Origin of the sequence: Demequina flava (assembly GCF_000975035.1) — a bacterium.
Classification (GTDB): domain Bacteria; phylum Actinomycetota; class Actinomycetes; order Actinomycetales; family Demequinaceae; genus Demequina; species Demequina flava.
Genome location: NZ_BBRA01000001.1, coordinates 621,982 through 637,821, shown reverse-complemented (window position 1 = coordinate 637,821; position 15,840 = coordinate 621,982). Strand labels below are relative to the sequence as shown.

General features: G+C 66.2%; 14 protein-coding genes. 5 read left to right on the top strand and 9 right to left on the bottom strand.

The genetic code is table 11. The features are described from left to right. Window positions 1-146 precede the first annotated feature (146 nt). Complete coding sequence (locus AOP74_RS02980; RefSeq protein WP_152649135.1) at window positions 147-749, top strand: hypothetical protein; 603 nt, start codon at window positions 147-149, stop codon at window positions 747-749. Here the strand turns inward: AOP74_RS02980 and AOP74_RS02975 are convergent. The 3 genes from AOP74_RS02975 to AOP74_RS02965 form a co-directional block, all read right to left on the bottom strand. Beyond that, window positions 746-1,267: a DUF1003 domain-containing protein gene (locus tag AOP74_RS02975; protein ID WP_061960844.1), complete on the bottom strand. Its 522-nt coding sequence runs from the start codon at window positions 1,265-1,267 to the stop codon at window positions 746-748. The two genes, AOP74_RS02980 and AOP74_RS02975, sit on opposite strands and share 4 nt — an antisense overlap. After that, window positions 1,264-2,532 carry a magnesium transporter MgtE N-terminal domain-containing protein gene (locus tag AOP74_RS02970; protein ID WP_061960843.1) on the bottom strand — a complete coding sequence of 423 codons (1,269 nt, stop codon included), beginning with the start codon at window positions 2,530-2,532 and terminating at the stop codon, window positions 1,264-1,266. The genes AOP74_RS02975 and AOP74_RS02970 overlap by 4 nt, the downstream gene beginning before the upstream one ends. A 72-nt stretch (window positions 2,533-2,604) precedes the next feature. Further along, entirely contained in the window at window positions 2,605-4,053 is a 1,449-nt protein-coding gene (locus AOP74_RS02965) for a pyridoxal phosphate-dependent decarboxylase family protein (protein WP_201774290.1), read from the bottom strand. A 97-nt stretch (window positions 4,054-4,150) separates the two neighbouring features. Between AOP74_RS02965 and AOP74_RS02960 the strand changes: the two genes are divergently transcribed. Beyond that, window positions 4,151-5,548 (top strand): aminotransferase-like domain-containing protein, encoded by a 1,398-nt coding sequence (locus AOP74_RS02960; protein ID WP_061960842.1) that lies wholly within the window; start codon window positions 4,151-4,153, stop codon window positions 5,546-5,548. Here the strand turns inward: AOP74_RS02960 and AOP74_RS02955 are convergent. Both AOP74_RS02955 and AOP74_RS02950 read right to left on the bottom strand, forming a co-directional pair. Continuing rightward, a complete protein-coding gene (locus AOP74_RS02955; RefSeq protein WP_061960841.1) occupies window positions 5,545-6,528 on the bottom strand; it encodes an LLM class flavin-dependent oxidoreductase in 984 nt (327 codons plus the stop codon). The genes AOP74_RS02960 and AOP74_RS02955 overlap by 4 nt on opposite strands. Window positions 6,529-6,606: 78 nt before the next feature. Continuing rightward, window positions 6,607-7,977, bottom strand: a complete 1,371-nt coding sequence (locus tag AOP74_RS02950; RefSeq protein ID WP_061960840.1) for an aminopeptidase P family protein — start codon at window positions 7,975-7,977, stop codon at window positions 6,607-6,609. Window positions 7,978-8,161: 184 nt separating this feature from the next. Here AOP74_RS02950 and AOP74_RS02945 point away from each other — a divergent pair, with 184 nt between their 5' ends. The 3 genes from AOP74_RS02945 to AOP74_RS02935 all read left to right on the top strand — a co-directional run bounded on the left by AOP74_RS02945 (window position 8,162) and on the right by AOP74_RS02935 (window position 11,327). Then, window positions 8,162-10,057 carry a coiled-coil domain-containing protein gene (locus AOP74_RS02945; RefSeq protein ID WP_061960839.1) on the top strand — a complete coding sequence of 632 codons (1,896 nt, stop codon included), beginning with the start codon at window positions 8,162-8,164 and terminating at the stop codon, window positions 10,055-10,057. Window positions 10,058-10,141: 84 nt separating this feature from the next. Further along, window positions 10,142-10,963 carry a PHP domain-containing protein gene (locus tag AOP74_RS02940; RefSeq protein ID WP_061960838.1) on the top strand — a complete coding sequence of 274 codons (822 nt, stop codon included), beginning with the start codon at window positions 10,142-10,144 and terminating at the stop codon, window positions 10,961-10,963. A 43-nt stretch (window positions 10,964-11,006) separates the two neighbouring features. Beyond that, window positions 11,007-11,327, top strand: a complete 321-nt coding sequence (locus AOP74_RS02935) for a thiamine-binding protein (protein WP_061960837.1) — start codon at window positions 11,007-11,009, stop codon at window positions 11,325-11,327. 13 nt (window positions 11,328-11,340) lie between these two features. Here the strand turns inward: AOP74_RS02935 and AOP74_RS02930 are convergent, their stop codons facing one another. From AOP74_RS02930 to AOP74_RS02915, 4 genes are read right to left on the bottom strand one after another with little or no spacing between them, the layout of a single operon-like run. Further along, window positions 11,341-12,495: an ROK family transcriptional regulator gene (locus tag AOP74_RS02930; RefSeq protein ID WP_061960836.1), complete on the bottom strand. Its 1,155-nt coding sequence runs from the start codon at window positions 12,493-12,495 to the stop codon at window positions 11,341-11,343. Window positions 12,496-12,500: 5 nt separating this feature from the next. Then, window positions 12,501-13,367 carry a carbohydrate ABC transporter permease gene (locus AOP74_RS02925; RefSeq protein ID WP_061960835.1) on the bottom strand — a complete coding sequence of 289 codons (867 nt, stop codon included), beginning with the start codon at window positions 13,365-13,367 and terminating at the stop codon, window positions 12,501-12,503. Beyond that, window positions 13,367-14,302, bottom strand: coding sequence for a carbohydrate ABC transporter permease (locus AOP74_RS02920; RefSeq protein WP_061960834.1), 936 nt, complete (start codon window positions 14,300-14,302; stop codon window positions 13,367-13,369). The genes AOP74_RS02925 and AOP74_RS02920 overlap by 1 nt, the downstream gene beginning before the upstream one ends. 2 nt (window positions 14,303-14,304) lie before the next feature. Further along, window positions 14,305-15,687: an ABC transporter substrate-binding protein gene (locus tag AOP74_RS02915; protein WP_160297440.1), complete on the bottom strand. Its 1,383-nt coding sequence runs from the start codon at window positions 15,685-15,687 to the stop codon at window positions 14,305-14,307. Between the last annotated feature and the right edge of the window lie 153 nt (window positions 15,688-15,840).

Below are 15,840 nucleotides of genomic sequence, written 5' to 3'. Positions count from 1 at the left end.
GGTGCTGGAACGCCCCAAAAAACCGCAATGTCCAGTTTCAGTTATGAGATTGCTCACAGAGAGTGTCGCTACCATTGCGGCCGATGCCCCGTGCCTGTCAGCGTAGGCATCGCTAAGGGGAAGCCATTGCGGCTCAAGGGGGAACATTGACGGATTCCGGCGCACCGGCGACGCAGGAAAGATCGCGCTCGGTCATCCATTTGCCAGACGACACGGGTGAGCTTCCGGTGCGCTACGCCCCGGGCTGGGCCGTCTCGATGCCGGGGCCTCCCGCGATGCCACCGGGCAATGCACAAGGCCGCACTGAACCGCGACAGGCGCACGTGCTCATCCGGTGGGCCCGTGGCCTCTTCGCAGCCGTTGTTCTGGGCCCGCTTGGTGGGGTGTTTTACGTCAGTCTCGCGATCCTGGTGGGCGTAGAGATCTACCCCGCCGCCATTGTCCTCGGCATCCTGTGCGGCGCGGGTCTACGCGTGGGAGGCGTCGCCCCGGGCGGTGCGGCCTGCGCGGTCGCTAGCGTGCTTGGGCTCGCGTCGCTGTGGCTGGCCGGCGCTGTGGCCCAGGCGAGCTTGACCGCGATGGCGACCGACGGCGACTTGGTCGCCGCCTTGGTGCCGTGGTGGAACGACCCGATCACAGCATCGGCCGGACTCTTTGCAGGGCCGATGCTCGCTTGCGTTCTCGCCGCCCTCACCACCGCTGGTGCAGTGTTGGCAACGCTTGCCTACGGCAAACGGGACGCGGGCTAGTCGCTCGGGCGGCGTTCGTCGTCCTCGCGGTCGCGTTCGTCGGCTTGCTGGAGCTCTTCGAGCAGTGCGCGCAGTTCTGAGCGCACAAAGTCACGTGTGGCGGTCTCGTTGACGGCGTGACGCAGGGCCGCGACCTCGCGGGCAAGGTATTCGGTGTCTGCAAGGGACCGCTCGGCGCGCTGACGGTCCTGCTCAGCAGCAACGCGGTCGCGGTCGTCCTGGCGGTTCTGCGCGAGCAGGATCAGGGGAGCAGCGTACGAGGCCTGAAGGGACAGCATGAGCGTCAGTGCGGTGTAGCCGTTGGTGGCCGAGTCGAATCGCAGCGACTCAGGGCCCCACGTGTTCCACAGTAGCCACACAATCACGAAGACCGTGAGGTAAATCAGGAATCGCGTGGTGCCCAGAAAACGAGCGATGCCCTCGGTGACGGCACCCATGCGGTCCGGGTCTTTGCTCCGACCTGAGCGCCGCCAGAACCTCGACTGCTCCTCTTTTGGACGGTCTAGGCGCTCACTCATGAGACCACCTCGTCATCGTCCATGTGCTCGCGCCAGTCGCTGGGCAGCAGGTGGTCGAGCACGTCATCAATCGAGACCGCGCCCAGCAGGCTGTGGTTGTCGTCGACTACCGGCATAGCGAGGATGTCGTATGCGGCCATGCGGCGCGAGACTTCCTGGAGAGAGTCGTCGGTGCCGAGTGGCTCGATGGCGGGGTCGGTGTGGCCGCCGATGAGGTCGTGCGGGGGCTCGCGGAGGAGGCGCTGGATGTGTACCAGGCCGATGTACCGGCCGGTCGGTGTCTCCAGCGGCGGGCGCACCACGAACACCATCGACGCGAGCGCGGGCGGCAACTGTTGCTTGCGCACCAGCGCCAGGCACGTGGCAACCGTGGTCTCGGGGCCGACGATGACCGGCTCGGTGGTCATGAGGCCGCCGGCGGTGTCGTCTTCGTAGTGCAGCAGCTGGCGCACCTGGTCGGCGTCCTGCGGCTCCATCAGTTCGAGCAGTTGCTGTGCCTGGGCTTCGGGGAGGTCGCCCAGGAGGTCGGCTGCGTCGTCGGGGTCCATGGCTTCGAGCACGTCCGCGGCGCGCTCATTGCGCAGGGTCCCCAGGAGGTTGATCTGGTCTTCCTCGGGGAGCTCCTCGAGCACGTCGGCGAGGCGTTCGTCGTCCAGCGCGGCAGCGATCTCAGCGGAACGTGAGGGGGACATTTCCATCAGGGCAGCCGCGAGGTCCGCGGGCTTGTGGTCGGCGAACGTCTGGATGACCAGTTGCGCGCCCTGGAGTTGGTCGCGGCGCATGAGCCCGGTGACCTCGTCGAGTCCGACCACGACGGCCTCGCCGCGGCGGGAGAAACCGAGCGGCCCCTTGCGACGGGCCCTCTTTCGCACGAACAGCTTGCTGACCTGCCACGTTCCACCGCGCTTGGGCTCGATCGCGAGGTCCTCGATGTAGGCGTCGATCTGGCCGTTCTTGATGGTGACGGACCGTTCGAGCAGTTCCGCGATCGCGAGCGTCTCCGAGGTGCGGGCCTGGAAGCGGCGCAGGTTCAGCACGCCCGTGCAGATCACTTGACCGGCAGCGATGGACGTCACGCGGGTGAGCGGAAGAAAGACGCGGCGGCGACCGGCCACCTCCACCACTAGGCCCACGGCGCTGGGTGCCGCGCCCCGTCGCATGAGCAGCACGACGTCCCTGACACGGCCCACAGCATCGCCCAAGGGGTCGAACACGCTGGTACCGGCCAGGCGTGCGACGTAAACGCGCTCGGCTGACTGACTCATGGGGTCAGCCTAACGGCGCACCCCTGCCTGCCTCCCGCAAATGGCTCCAATTGGCTGGTGAGCCCTGCTCGTTCAGCGAGTGTTCACCACTGGGGCGGTGGCGGCAGAGGTGTCCGCGCGGACTGAACGCCACGCCGCCAGCATTGCGTTGACCGAAGCGTCTACGTCATCGGCCGTCGTCGCCACGTCAGACACGGAGACCCGCATCGCGCGCCTGCCCTGCCACACCGTCGTGCCCGCCCAGCACGTGCCATCGGCCTGGATCGCTGCAATCGTCGCGACTGTCTCTGCCTCATCTCCGAACGCCACCAGCACTTGGTTGAGGGCGACCGGTGCGAGGATCTCAGCCCCGGCATCGGCCAATGCCGTCGCGAAGCGCTGCGCGAGCGAGCAATGACGGTCGATGAGAGCCGCTAGTCCGGACTTGCCGTGCGTCGCGAGCATGGCCCAGGTTTCGACGGCCCGGGCGCGCTGCGAAATCTGGATCCCGCGGTTCATCGGCGCCGACTCGTCAAAGTTGATGTATGCGGCATCGCCACTCATGGCGCGGTGCAGATCTGCGCCATCGCGGACGATCACAATGCCGGAGTCGTAGGGGACCGACAGCCACTTGTGGGCATCTGTTGCCCACGAGTCGGCCTCCTCGACGCCCGCCACGAGGTGACGGCGGGTCTCGGAGGCCGCAGCCCACAACCCAAAGGCGCCATCGACGTGGACCCAGCCGCCGCACTCGCGGACCCCGGGGATGATCTCGGTGAACGGATCAGATGCGCCGGTGTTGACGTTGCCTGCCTGGAGCAAGACCAAGGTGCGGTCGTCGGTGTCGGTGGGGAAAGCATCGGCCCGTATTGCGCCCTTGTGGTCGGTGGGCACGCGCTCGATTTGAGACTCGCCAAAGCCCGCCAAACGAAGTGCCTTGAGCGCGGAGGCGTGCACCTCGTCGCCCACGACGACGCGCAACGCGGGTGCCCCGGCAAGACCGCGATCCGCGACGGACCACCCGAGCCGCGAGTACAGCGCGTCGCGCCCCGCAATGATGGCGGTGAGGTTCGCGACGGTGGCTCCGCCGTTGAAGGCGGCAACGGACTGGGAGGGGAGTCCGAGCGCCTCAACGACCCACTGGCAAGCGACCTGATCGATCGCCTCGCCCACGGGGGAGCCACCGCCGACGTTTTGGTCCCACGCGCCCGCCAGCACTGAGGCAGCGCTCGCCACCGGAACGGTGCCGCCGGTCACGAAGCCGAAATAGCGTCCATCGTTGAGAACCGCGGTGGCGGGGGAGCCGACCTCGTCGAGTTCGCGCAGGACGTCTCTGGGCTCGCGTGGGCCGTCGGGAAGAGGTGTGCGGAAGGCATCGAGGGCCGCGACGGCCTCGGGGGAGGGATACACGGGCCGATGCGGGGAGTTGGCGACGTAGCTTCCGGCCCTTCGCGTGGCTTCGGTGAGCAGGCCCATGTGCTCGCGGCGCCGTCCGCGCGAGGTGGGATTGGTGAAGACGCGATCGAGGTGTGAAGTGCTCATGGCTACGAGCCTGTCGCAACTGGCACTCGTGCGCGAGTGCCAGTCTGCTTGAGACTGGCACTTGGCACAGGGGTCCAGTTTGCGCTGAGATGGCTCCATGCGCACCACTGCCGACCAACTTCGCGACGTCCTCGACCACTGGCGCTCCGGCACCGGGCCGCTGTATCAGCAGCTCGCCGACGCCATCGTGTCGCTGGCAGAGTCCGGCTCCCTGGAACACGGCACCCGGCTGCCGTCCGAGCGGGCACTGGCCGACTCCCTGCACCTGTCGCGCAACACGGTGACCTCCGCCTACCAGCGACTGCGCGACGACGCCTGGCTCGACACCCGCGCCGGTGCCGCTCCCACGCTGGGGTCACGCGCGCGCGGCCTTGATGCGATGAGTTTGCAGGATCGCTTTGCCAAGATCCTGCCGGGGAATCAAGCACCGCTGGTCGGGTTGTCGTCGGCGTGCCCGCCGCCAGCGCCGTCGGTGGTCGAGGCCTTCGCAGATCCGCGCAGCATGCTCGAGGCGTCCCCGACCCTTGGCACGGGGTACGCGGCCCTGGGCGACCCGGACCTTGTCGATGTGGTCGTGGCACGGCTGCGCTCGCAGGGTATTGAGGCCAGCGCAGACGAGGTCGTCATTACCTCCGGTGGGCAGCAGGCGCTGTGGCTGACCATGACAGAACTGGTGGGCCCCGATGCGCCCGTGGCACTCGAGTCCGTGACGTACCCGGGTGTGTTCGACGCGATCACGTCGGCGGGGTCGCGCCCGCTCGCATTGCCGATGGGCCCGGGTGGGCTCGACGTCGAGGCGTCCGTGAAACTCCTCAAAGCGGCGCGCCCGCAAGCGGCCTACGTGACGACGTTCCACAACCCCACCGACACCACGCTCACTCCAGACGGCGCGCTCGCGCTCGCGGAGACCGCCGCCGCGACCGGCACCACCCTCGTCGACGACCGCATCACCGCGGACCTTGCCCTCGACGGGACCGCCGCTCCGGCGTTTGCGTCGCTTGGAACGGGCGCCTCCGTCGTCACCATCTCGGGACTGTCGAAGGTGTTCTGGGGTGGGATGCGCATCGGCTGGTTGCACACCAACGCGACACTCGCCGCACAGCTCCGCCAGCGCAAGGCCGCTATGGATCTGGGGAGTTCCGCCTTCATGCAGCGCATCGCGCGGGAACTGATGAGCGGGTTTGACGAGACGCTGCAGTGGCGCCAAGAGGCTCTGAGGGAGTCCCTGGACGCGACGCTCGAGGCGATCGCGGAGTATGCGCCCGAGTGGCAGGTCCGCACGCCCGATGGCGGGCCGAGTCTGTGGGTGCACGTGCCAGGCGCGAATGCAGACCGCTTCGCGGCCAGGGCGGCCGATGCTGGCGTCCCTGTCGCTCCCGGCACCGCCTTTGAGGTGGCGCCGGGAGGCGGAGCGGCGCACTTCCGCTTGCCGTTCTACCTCACGCCCGAGGAAATGCGGCTAGGCGTGAAGGTCCTGGCTGACCGGGCAGCCTAAGACCCAGCCCCGGTGAGGTTGACCGAGGTGACCCGAGCATCGGCCCGCTTGGCGCCGTGCGCCGTAATGATCTCGTCGGCGCCGTGGGACGCCGCGAAGTCCTCGAGCCATGCGCGCACCTCGGCGCCCGTGCCGATCGCGGTGTGACGCATCATGTCCGCCAACTGAGCGCCCTGCGGTGAGGTGAGGAACGCGTCAATGTCCGCGTCGGTGTAGTCCGGGGTGGACGGGCCGCGCTTGATCATCATGCGGACGCGGGCACGTCGTGACTCAAGGAACTGCTGTTGTGCGTCATCGGCGGAGTCGGCGGCGAACACGTTGGCACCGAGGATGACGTGAGGCTCGGCAAGCTGCTCGGATGGCGTGAAGCCCTCGCGGTAGGCGGCGACGGCCTCGGTCATCGCCGCTGGCGCAAAGTGCGATGCGAAGGCATATGGCAGACCCAACTGGGCCGCCAGCTGCGCCCCAAACAACGACGATCCCAAGATGTACAGCGGCACCTGCGTACCCGCGCCCGGCGTGGCCTTCACGCCCTCGACGCGGGACTGATCGCCCAGATAGCCCTGTAGCTCGACGATGTCCTGCGGGAAGCGGTCGGAGGCCTCGGGGGTGCGGCGCAGCGCCGCAAACACCGCCCGGTCACCGCCGGGCGCGCGGCCGAGTCCCAGGTCGATGCGCCCGGGGTGGAGTGACTCGAGTGTGCCGAATTGCTCGGCGATCGTCAGCGGCGAGTGGTTCGGCAACATGATGCCGCCGGCACCCAGACGAATCGTGGAGGTGTGAGCCGCGATGTGCGCGATCAGAACACTGGTCGCTGAGGACGCGATCGTCACCATGTTGTGGTGCTCGGCATACCAAACACGCTTAAACCCGGATGATTCAGCAGCGCGAGCAAGGTCGACCGAGTGCGCGAACACATCTGCGGCACTGTCCCCTTCTCCAATGGGAGCAAGGTCAAGGACAGACAGGGGAACAGACATGGCACTCCAGATACGGCGGTGACGGACTCTCGTGGAACGGTCCGCGAGCCCTGCTGATTCCCGCCCAACCCCGCGAAACTACTTGCGGTGCTTGGCCACCCAGGTCTCCACAGCATCGGCCGTCCGCGGTAGCGCCTTCGACAGGTTCTCCACGCCGTCCTCGGTGACCAGAATGTCGTCCTCGATCCGGACGCCAATGCCACGCAGCTCCTCGGGAACGGCGAGATCGTCCGCCTTGAAGTACAGGCCCGGCTCGATCGTGAAGACCATGCCCGGCTTCAGGGGTCCGTCCATGTAGGTCTCGCGCTTGGCGGCGGCGCAGTCGTGCACGTCGAGGCCGAGGTGGTGAGAGGTGGAGTGGACCATCCAGCGGCGGAACAGCTTAGAGTCGTCTGAGGCGGCCTCGGGGATGATGCCCCACTCGTTCAGGCGTGCCTCGATGACGTCCATCGCGGCGTCGTGCACATCGCGCAACGTGGCGCCTGGACGGGCAACGACGAAGGCCGCATCTGCCGCCTCAAGCACAACGTCATAGACGCGGCGTTGCACCGCAGAGAACTCCCCGGTGACGGGCATGGTGCGTGTGATGTCCGCGGTGTAGAGCGAGTCGACCTCGACACCCGCATCCAGGAGAAGGAGGTCGCCGGCGTGGACCTGGCCGTCATTCGTGATCCAGTGAAGGGTGGTCGCGTGGGGGCCCGAGGCCGCGATGGTCTCGTAGCCGACGGCGTTGCCTTCCTCGCGCGCGTGGCCGTCAAATGTGGCCTCAACCACGCGCTCGCCGCGCTTGTGTTCGATGGCCCTCGGCAGTTCGCCCACGACGCGCTCAAACCCGGCCATGGTGGCGTCCACCGCGTCGCGCATCTGCTGGATTTCCCACTCGTCCTTGACCAGGCGCATCTCGTGCAGAACGCGGGCCACGGCCTTGTGCGGGTGGTTGGCGACACGGATGTCGCTGGGCAACTCGCTGAGAGGGCGCGTCGTGATGCCTGTCATCGCTTCAAACTCGGCAAGGCCGGGGCGGCGTCCAATCCAGAACTCGCCTGAGCGGGGGTTCGTGTAGAAGCCGTCGTCGTCCTTGCCGGCCGGTGGCACCAGGTAGAGCGTGGTGTCATGCCCATCTGCCGTGGGCTCCATGACCAGGACGGCGCCCGGCTCGCGGTCGGTGCCCAGGCCTGTGAGGTATGCGAAGTCGCGCGAGGGGGAGTAGCGGTAGTCGGTGTCGTTGGAGCGCACCTTCAAGTCGCCGGCAGGCGCGACGATGCGCTTGCCGGGGAAGATTTCAGACAGCCGTTGCCGGCGCTGAGCCGCGTAGGGCGCCGAGCCCAGGCGCTGGGTTGCGAGATCATCCGGCTCCGCCCAGTTCGAGCCCACCCAGGTCTTGAACTCGTCATTGTCAGGGCGCAGCGCGCGGGCCTTGTTGGACTTGTCAGAAGTGTTCTCGCTCACCCCTCTATGTTCTCACTTCACGGAGTGGCCTAGGGCAAAACGGACATTTGCGTACATCCGCGTGTGAACTTTATGTTTTCCAGTGATGACATGGGCCTGTGACTCTTGTCACGTCGCGAGTCTGCCACTAGCCTCGCTCCTGGGTCGCGCGCAATGCGCTGACCCGAGTTGAGGGGAATTTCACATGAAACTGACACGCTTTGGCGCGTCCACGGCGGCCGCGTGCGCTGCCGTCGCACTGACCATGGGGGCCGCAACGCCGGCTCTCGCCACCTCCGATCCTGCGACGCCGGATCCAGACGCTATCGCTGCGGCCGCCCAGGCCGCCGCTGACGCCGCAAACCAGGCCTTTATCGACGGCGACTGGGACGCGGTTCTCGCGAACGCTGATGCATTCGATGGTTCGGCTACCGAGCTGACTGCATTGCGCGATCAGGCTGCAGCCGATCTCGCGGCACTCGAAACTGGCGCGCTCGCTGCGGCGCTCGCGGTTTACGAACAGTCGCAGACGGACCACCGCACCGCGCAGGTTGCCCGCAACCAGGCCAAGTCCGCCGCCGACGCCCAGCAGGATGTGAAGGATGCTGCCCGCGTCGCTCGCAACCAGGCAGTCCAAGCCAAGCGTGCCGCGGAAGATGCACTTGTGGTTGCTCAGGATGCTGTGCCCGGTGCCGAGTCCGCCGTGACGGACGCTACGACTGCTCTTGGGGACGCTGAGGCTGCCGAGCAGGCCGCGAACGATGCGTTCAACGCCACTCTTGCTTCGCTCGCCGGGATTCCTTCCGAGTGGACCGGATGGAACGACAGCCCAGTACGTGTGTCGGACCTGAGTGATGCCTACGATGACGCAGTCGCCGAGCGCGACGCGCGGCAGCAGGATGTTATTGACGCGCAGGCCGCGCACGATGCGGCAACGGGACTCGACCAGGTCGGCACTTGGTGGGACCTTGAGGCCGCGAAGTTCTCTCGTGACGTGGCGCAGGGGTGGGTCGACACCGTCGATGCAATGACGACTCGTGTGGACGGCCATGCCAAGAAGCAGGCGGTAGCGGACACCGCTGTCGCGACCCAGGCTGCACGCGATGCGCTCGCTAACTCTGAGGCAATGCTGAGTGCGGCAAACGTTGCAGTGGTACAAGCGCAGAAGACCCTCGACGCTGCCGTTGCTGACCACAAGGCGAAGCAGCGGGCAAACAGCGACGCCAAGGTCGAACTCGACCGACTCCGCGCGCTCCAGGGTCATGCTCAGTCAGCACTGTTTGCTGCCAAGGATGTCCGGGCCGATGCGGAGGCTGCCTACCTTGCCCTCCTCGGTGAGCAGGGAGAGGGTGCCGCTAAGGTCGCCGCTCTTGACACTCTGGTTGACGGGCTTTCGGACGGCAAGGCGTCGGTCGCTGACCGCCGTGCGGACCTCGCCGACTACCGCAAGGCTTCTCAGGAAGTGGTGTGGGGCACGGACTCCGTGCCTGGCGCCGCGAAGCCTGGAGATGTCGTTTCGGTTGACTTCACCATTCCTGGATCCTCGGACTACGATCTGTCCGGTGTCGTCGTCGAGGTGACCTCGCCCGCCGGTCTGACCCCCGCGTGCGTCATTGCTGCAGATGGCATTGTTCCTGCAGGCGGCATCGTCAACTGCTCTGTCGACTACGCGGTGACGGATGAGGATGTCGCCTCAGGCTCCGTGACTCTCGAGGTCACCCTGTCCGGCTTCCTGCCCTTGGGCCCTGGAAACCCGCGTAGCACCGCGGTCAACAAGGCCAAGATCGAGGCATCGCACTCGCTGTCCTTCGACGTCGAGGCACTGCCCGTCATCGAGACGGTCACCGTGCCTGAAGAAGTCGAGTCGACGGACGAGGCTGAGGAAGAGGCTTCTGCCGAGACCACCTCTGCGGTCGTGACCGAGTCCGATGACACTGCAACCGACGAGGCATCGACGGACAGCACCGACTCCGAGACGGTCGAGACCACCTCGGCCGCTCTGCCCGCCACCGGTGGCGACCTGAACATGGTCCTGCCCGCCGGAATTCTGGTGGCCTTGGGTGCCGGCCTGCTGGTGTCCCGCCGCTTCCTGAAGAACTAACTACCACTGTCGAACGCCCCGTCGCACCCCACCCAGGGTGCGGCGGGGCGTTTGCGTGTCGCAGCATCGGCCTACGCTGGGGCTATGCGCATCGATATCCACACCCACTCCGCCGTGTCTGACGGCACTCAGACCCCAGCGGACGTGATGGCGAGCGCGAAGGACGCAAACCTCGACATCGTCGCGCTGTGCGATCACGACTCGATGGCTGGGTGGGATGAGGCGCGATCGGCGGCCCAGCTCCACGGGATCCAGTTTGTGCCCGGAATGGAAGTCTCGACACGCGCGCACGGCACGTCAGTGCACCTGCTGAGCTACTGGCACGACCGCAGCGCGCCCGACGTTGACGCGATGATTGCCAAGACTCGCGACGCCCGCATCCACCGGGCGCAGGCGATCGTTGAGCTGCTTGCCAAGGACTTTCCCGTGACCTGGGCCGATGTCGTGGCTCAGTCAGGCGGCGCGGTCACCGTGGGGCGGCCGCACATCGCCGATGCTTTGGTTGCGGCGGAGGTAGTCGCGGACCGGTCCGCTGCGTTCACCGAGATTCTGCGTCCAGGCTCCGCGTACTACGTGCCGCACTATGCGCCGGAGGTTGTGAGTGCGGTGAAGACGATGCGTGCCGCGGGTGGCGTGCCGGTGCTCGCGCATCCGTATGCGGGCAGGGCGGGTTCGGAGTTGCCGACGCGAGTCATCGAGCGCGCTGTGAAGGCGGGGCTGGTGGGCATCGAGGTTGATCACCGGGACCACACCGACGAGCAGCGGGGGCGCCTACGAGCGCTCGCCGACCAGCTTGGGCTCGTTGTCACCGGCAGCTCGGACTATCACGGCACCGGTAAACCCAACCAGTTGGGCGAGAACCTCACGACGGAGGAAGCATTCGCCCAGCTCGAGGCCGCGCGCTAATCTCGGCCACGACCCTCGGACTCGAGACACGTAAGGACGCACCATGATTGTTGCCTTTTCCGTTGCCCCCTCAGGAAACGGCCGCGCTGACGGCTCCGTCCATGAAGCTGTCGCTCAGGCGGTGAAAGTCGTGCGCGACTCGGGCTTGCCTCACCGCACGTCCTCAATGTTCACCGAGATCGAGGGGGAGTGGGATGAGGTGTTTGACGTCGTCAAGCGTGCGACGGAAGCGGTGCAGCCGTACGGATCGCGCGTGTCGCTGGTGATCAAGGCCGATATCCGGCCGGGGTTCACCGGTGAGCTCGATGGCAAGCTCGAGCGCCTCGAGCAGGCCATCAACGAAGGCCCGTCGGACCGCGACTAGACCGGGAGGGTCTCTACGCGCTTGCCTCAGTATCGAGCCGCAGGTTGACCGACTCGGCTGAATAGAAGTCGTTCACTGCCACCGTCGCGAGTCCCACAACCCCAGCATCGTCCCCTAGCTCGGAGGGGCGGATCGCCAGGTGACGCGTGGCACGGGGGAGTGACTTGGCGTAGACGGTCGAGCGAATGGTCGCGATCAAGTCGGGGCTGGCGAGCGGTCCCGCAATCACCAGGGTCGCCGGGTTGAGCATGCTCACCACCGAGGACACAACGGTGCCGATGAGTTCGCCCGCGCGGCGCAGTTCTTGCGTGACGCGCGTGTCGCCCTCGGTGGCCAGTTCCACAATCGCCTCGGGACGGCTCACCGAGTAGCCGGCTTCCGTGAGCTCGGCGGCGATTGCTGCACCCGAGGCCTCAGCCGCGAGGCATCCAGTGCGCCCACAGCGGCAGGTGCGTGTCCCGCCCACGTGAATGTGCCCGATGTCACCGGCGCTGCCATCCTCGCCGCGGAAGATCCGCTGCTCGAGCACGAGGCCGGCGCCGATGTAGTCGGACACCTTCACGAGGACGAGCGAGCGCGGAGGCGTGCCGTGAGCGAATGCTTCGCCATACGCCATCGCGTCCGCATCATTTTCGACATACACGGGCACGCCGGTCGTCTCGCTCACGTACTCGATGATCGGCCAGCCGGACCAACCCGGCATGATCGGTGGGTCATTCAGCCGGTGGTCCGTGGGGTCTGTGGGGCCCGGAACCGAGATCGCGATCGCGACCACGCGGTCCCATCCCAGTCCGGCCGATGCTGCGAGGGCTCGCAGTGTTTCCACCACGATGTCGAGGGTTGCCTCGGGCCCGTGGGAGACCGAAGCGTCGACGGTTCCGCGTGCAAGGACGGTGCCGTGGCAATCGACGGCGGCGGTCGAGCCGCCCACGGCATCGAGAGCCGCCACCATGACGACACCGCCCGGGGAGAACGAGAACGTGCCCGCGCGGCGTCCGCCCGTTGCCGAGCCCGTGCCTGCCTCCGAAATGATGTCGGCGGCCTCGAGGGCGTCCAGGCGCTTGCCAACCGTCACGCGGGACAGGCCCGTCGCGGCCTGGAGTTCTCCGCGAGTGGTGGCCTCGCCCGTGCGGATGAGGTGGAGAAGGTCGCCGGGTCCTTGCTTCACGCCGGTTATCCCTTCTCTGCGCCTGCAGTGAGGCCCTCAGTGAGCCAACGCTCGACCAGTCCGTACAGCAGGATGATCGGTGCTGTGATGAGAACGCTACCGGCCATCAGAATTGTGCGCGACACCTCTTGGCCGTCTGCCAGACGGGTCAGACCCAGCGACACGGTCCATAGTTCTGGCTTCGCCGACAGGAACAGCAGCGCGAAGAGGAACTCGTTCCACGCAATCATGAACGAGTACAGCGCCGTGGAGATGATCGTGGGCATCGCCAGCGGGACGGTGATCTTGCGCATGATCTGCCAGCGCGTCGCGCCGTCAATCATGGCCGCCTCATCGATGGATTCGGGCAGTCCCCGTAGGTAGGAGCGGAGCATGTGCACCGACACCGGCACTGTGAGTGCGATGTAGGCGATCGTCAGGCCCACCAGCGAGGTTCCCAGGCCGATGATCTGGAAGCCCACGAACACCGGCACCGCGATGATGATTTGCGGGAACATGTACACCGCGATGAAGAGCGCGCCCACCTTCTTGACGCCCGCGAAGCGCATGCGTGTCATCGCGTAAGAGGCGGGAATCGACAGCAACATCGTGAGCACCGTCGCTGCGGTGGCCACGATCGCCGAGTTGCGCATGAAGCGGGCAAAACCGAAGCCGCCCTCGCTCTCGGGGGCCACAACCTGGCGGTACGTGTCGATCGTGAGCTGTTGGATCTCAGGCACCAGTGTGAGCGGGTTGCGCAGCAGGTCCTGGATGGGCACAAAGCTCATCACGACCATGTAGTAGAAGGGGAAGACCACGGTGATCGCGAGCAGCGCGAGAAAGACCCACTTGAGCACGCGGAACAGGGTGGTTTGGAACGAGACCATGGTCATCAGGCGGCCATCCTCTTCGTGAGCTTCATGTACGCACCCAGGCCGATTGCCAAAATAATCGCCAGGATCACGGAGTTGGCAGAGGCGGCTCCAATGTCCGAGGAGCCGACGAGCTGGTCGTACACGCGTACCGCGGCAACTTCCGTGCCGGCCGCACCTCCGGTCAGGAGGTAAATGTCGTCGAACTTGTTGAAGGTCATCACCATGCGCAGAAGCGTGAGCAGCACAATCACGGGCATCATCTGCGGAGTGATGACGTGCAGGAACTTCTGCCACGGCGTGGCGCCATCCACGAGCGCGGCCTCCTCCACGTCACGGCTGAGGCCAGTGAGCGCGGCGGCGAAGAAGATGAAGGCGAACGGGAAGTAGCGCCAGATTTCGTAGACAATCACTGTGATCAGGGCGTAGGGCTCACGGCCCAGGAAGTCGATGCCCTGTTCCCATCCCAAGTACTCCGTGCCGATCGCGTTGATGATGCCGTACTGCGGGTTCAGCATGGTCTTCCACACGTAGGCGGTGGCGACCACGGGTGCGACGTAGGGCAACAAGAAGGCGGCGCGCATGATGCCGCGGCCCCGGAAGCGGTCGCGCATCGCCAACGCAGCGATGTAACCCAGGGCAATCGAGCCGAGGGTCGTGAACACCGTGTAGATGATCGTGACCCAGATCGACTCCCAGAACCCGGACGAGGTCAGGGTGTCGATGTAGTTATCGAGGGTGAAGGGGTTAGCAAGCCCGTTGCGGGCGACGTCGGAGTAGCGCGCGTCCTGGAAGGACAGGACAAAGGTCCACAGGATCGGGATGACGATCACCATCGTGACGATGGCGACCAGAGGCCCGACCATGCTCCAGCCGGCTCGGGCGTCCCGGCGCTCCGACTCGGTCCGGCGGGGGCGACGTGCCCCCGCCGGACGAGTGTCGACAGTGGTCGTCATGATTAGTTATCAGCGATTTCTGTGACGGCGTCGACCATGTCCGCCTGAGCCGTGGCCGCGTCGATCGCGCCCGAGGTGGACTCGGCGATGGCCTTCGAGATCGGCAGTTCTGCGTTGAGGGGGCCAATGATGGAGCCCTGGCCCTCGGTCAGTGCCCAGCGTGAGATGTTCTCGGTGACGTCGAGGAGCGACGCGATGGTCTCCTCGGAGTAGATCTCGCCAAGCGGCATCTTGGTGTCCACGCCGGCCTCGAGCTCGGTCCAGGCGTCGAGGTACTCGGTGGAGTCAGCGCTTTCACCGTGGCGGACGGGCATCTTGCCCTCAGGCGCCATGGACATCCAGTCCACGTAACCGTCAGTCATGAGGTACTCCATGAGCTGAGTCGACTCCTCAGGGGAGGCGTCGGAAGAGGCGACGAACGACGTCATCTCTCCGAACGCGCCGCCGCCGTCGGTGGCGTCGGGGCCGGCAACCATCGGGACGATGCCCGAGTTCTCGGCGAGCCAGCTGCTGGAAGTACACTCGTCGCAGCTGGGGGCCGCGTCATCACGCAGTCCGGCCAGCTCGTCGAGAATGAACGTCGACCACAGGATCATCGCGGACTGTCCGGAGAAGTAGGAGGCACGAGTCGACTCGACGGTCTGCGTTCCCGCGGGGGAGTAGTCCGTGCCGAGCGCCGTGTAGAGGTCCGTCGTCGTGGTGCAGGCACCCGAGTCAAGGGTGACGGCGCCCGAGTCGTCAACGAGTTCGCAGTCGTTACCGAGCGCGAGGGACTCGAAGGTCTCCTGCGTGAACGTGCCCGATGGGTCAGTGGCGAGAGTGATGCCGAACTGGTCCCCTGCGGTGAGTTCCTGCGACGCCGCCATAAGCGACTCGTACGTGGTCGGTGCCTCCAGGCCCGCTGCCTCAAAGAGGTCGGCGCGGTAGACCAGGATCTGTGCCCAAGCATCGGCCGGAACGCTGAGCTGAGTGTCCCCGTCCTGGGTGAGCGTGAGCGAGGCGTCCGTGAAGGTATCTGCCCCCAGGGAGTCGACAACATCGGCAGCGATGTCGGCGTTGAGGTAGCCCTCGGTGTCGAAGGAGCGCACGAGCCCTAAAGTGACGCCGCCCACGACGTCAGGCATTTCGCTGGACAGTGCCGCGGAGGCCATGAGCTGGGCGAGCTGGTCCTGCTCGACGGGAACGAGTTCCACATCGATGCCGGTCTCCTCGGTGAAGCCATCGAGGATTGCGGTCTGGGTCTCGAGACGGTCTGGCTGAACCTCGAGGGTCCACATCAGCAGCCCGTCTGAGGCGTCGTTCACGGATCCGCCACTGCCACAGGCTGCGAGCGACAACGCTGCAGCTCCGGCGACGGCCACCGTACGGATGGTGGGTGTCTTCATTGACATCTTTCGCTTCCTCACTTTGTGGTGTGGCGGAGGCTTGGCACCTGCGCCGTAGGATCTGTATAGCAGTTATGCAAAAGGTGTGCAACACTGTTACGAAAGCGTGACTCCGACGTCACGGCTCACATCACGAAGCAAAGGACGACCCAC

Excerpts from the sequence above, each read along its gene's own strand:
- AOP74_RS02975 (WP_061960844.1), bottom strand. The coding sequence starts at position 1,267 with ATGAGTGAGCGCCTAGACCGTCCAAAAGAGGAGCAGTCGAGGTTCTGG.
- AOP74_RS02970 (WP_061960843.1), bottom strand. The coding sequence starts at position 2,532 with ATGAGTCAGTCAGCCGAGCGCGTTTACGTCGCACGCCTGGCCGGTACC.
- AOP74_RS02965 (WP_201774290.1), bottom strand. The coding sequence starts at position 4,053 with ATGAGCACTTCACACCTCGATCGCGTCTTCACCAATCCCACCTCGCGC.
- AOP74_RS02960 (WP_061960842.1), top strand. The coding sequence starts at position 4,151 with ATGCGCACCACTGCCGACCAACTTCGCGACGTCCTCGACCACTGGCGC.
- AOP74_RS02955 (WP_061960841.1), bottom strand. The coding sequence starts at position 6,528 with ATGTCTGTTCCCCTGTCTGTCCTTGACCTTGCTCCCATTGGAGAAGGG.
- AOP74_RS02945 (WP_061960839.1), top strand. The coding sequence starts at position 8,162 with ATGAAACTGACACGCTTTGGCGCGTCCACGGCGGCCGCGTGCGCTGCC.
- AOP74_RS02940 (WP_061960838.1), top strand. The coding sequence starts at position 10,142 with ATGCGCATCGATATCCACACCCACTCCGCCGTGTCTGACGGCACTCAG.
- AOP74_RS02935 (WP_061960837.1), top strand. The coding sequence starts at position 11,007 with ATGATTGTTGCCTTTTCCGTTGCCCCCTCAGGAAACGGCCGCGCTGAC.
- AOP74_RS02925 (WP_061960835.1), bottom strand. The coding sequence starts at position 13,367 with ATGACCATGGTCTCGTTCCAAACCACCCTGTTCCGCGTGCTCAAGTGG.
- AOP74_RS02920 (WP_061960834.1), bottom strand. The coding sequence starts at position 14,302 with ATGACGACCACTGTCGACACTCGTCCGGCGGGGGCACGTCGCCCCCGC.
- AOP74_RS02915 (WP_160297440.1), bottom strand. The coding sequence starts at position 15,687 with ATGAAGACACCCACCATCCGTACGGTGGCCGTCGCCGGAGCTGCAGCG.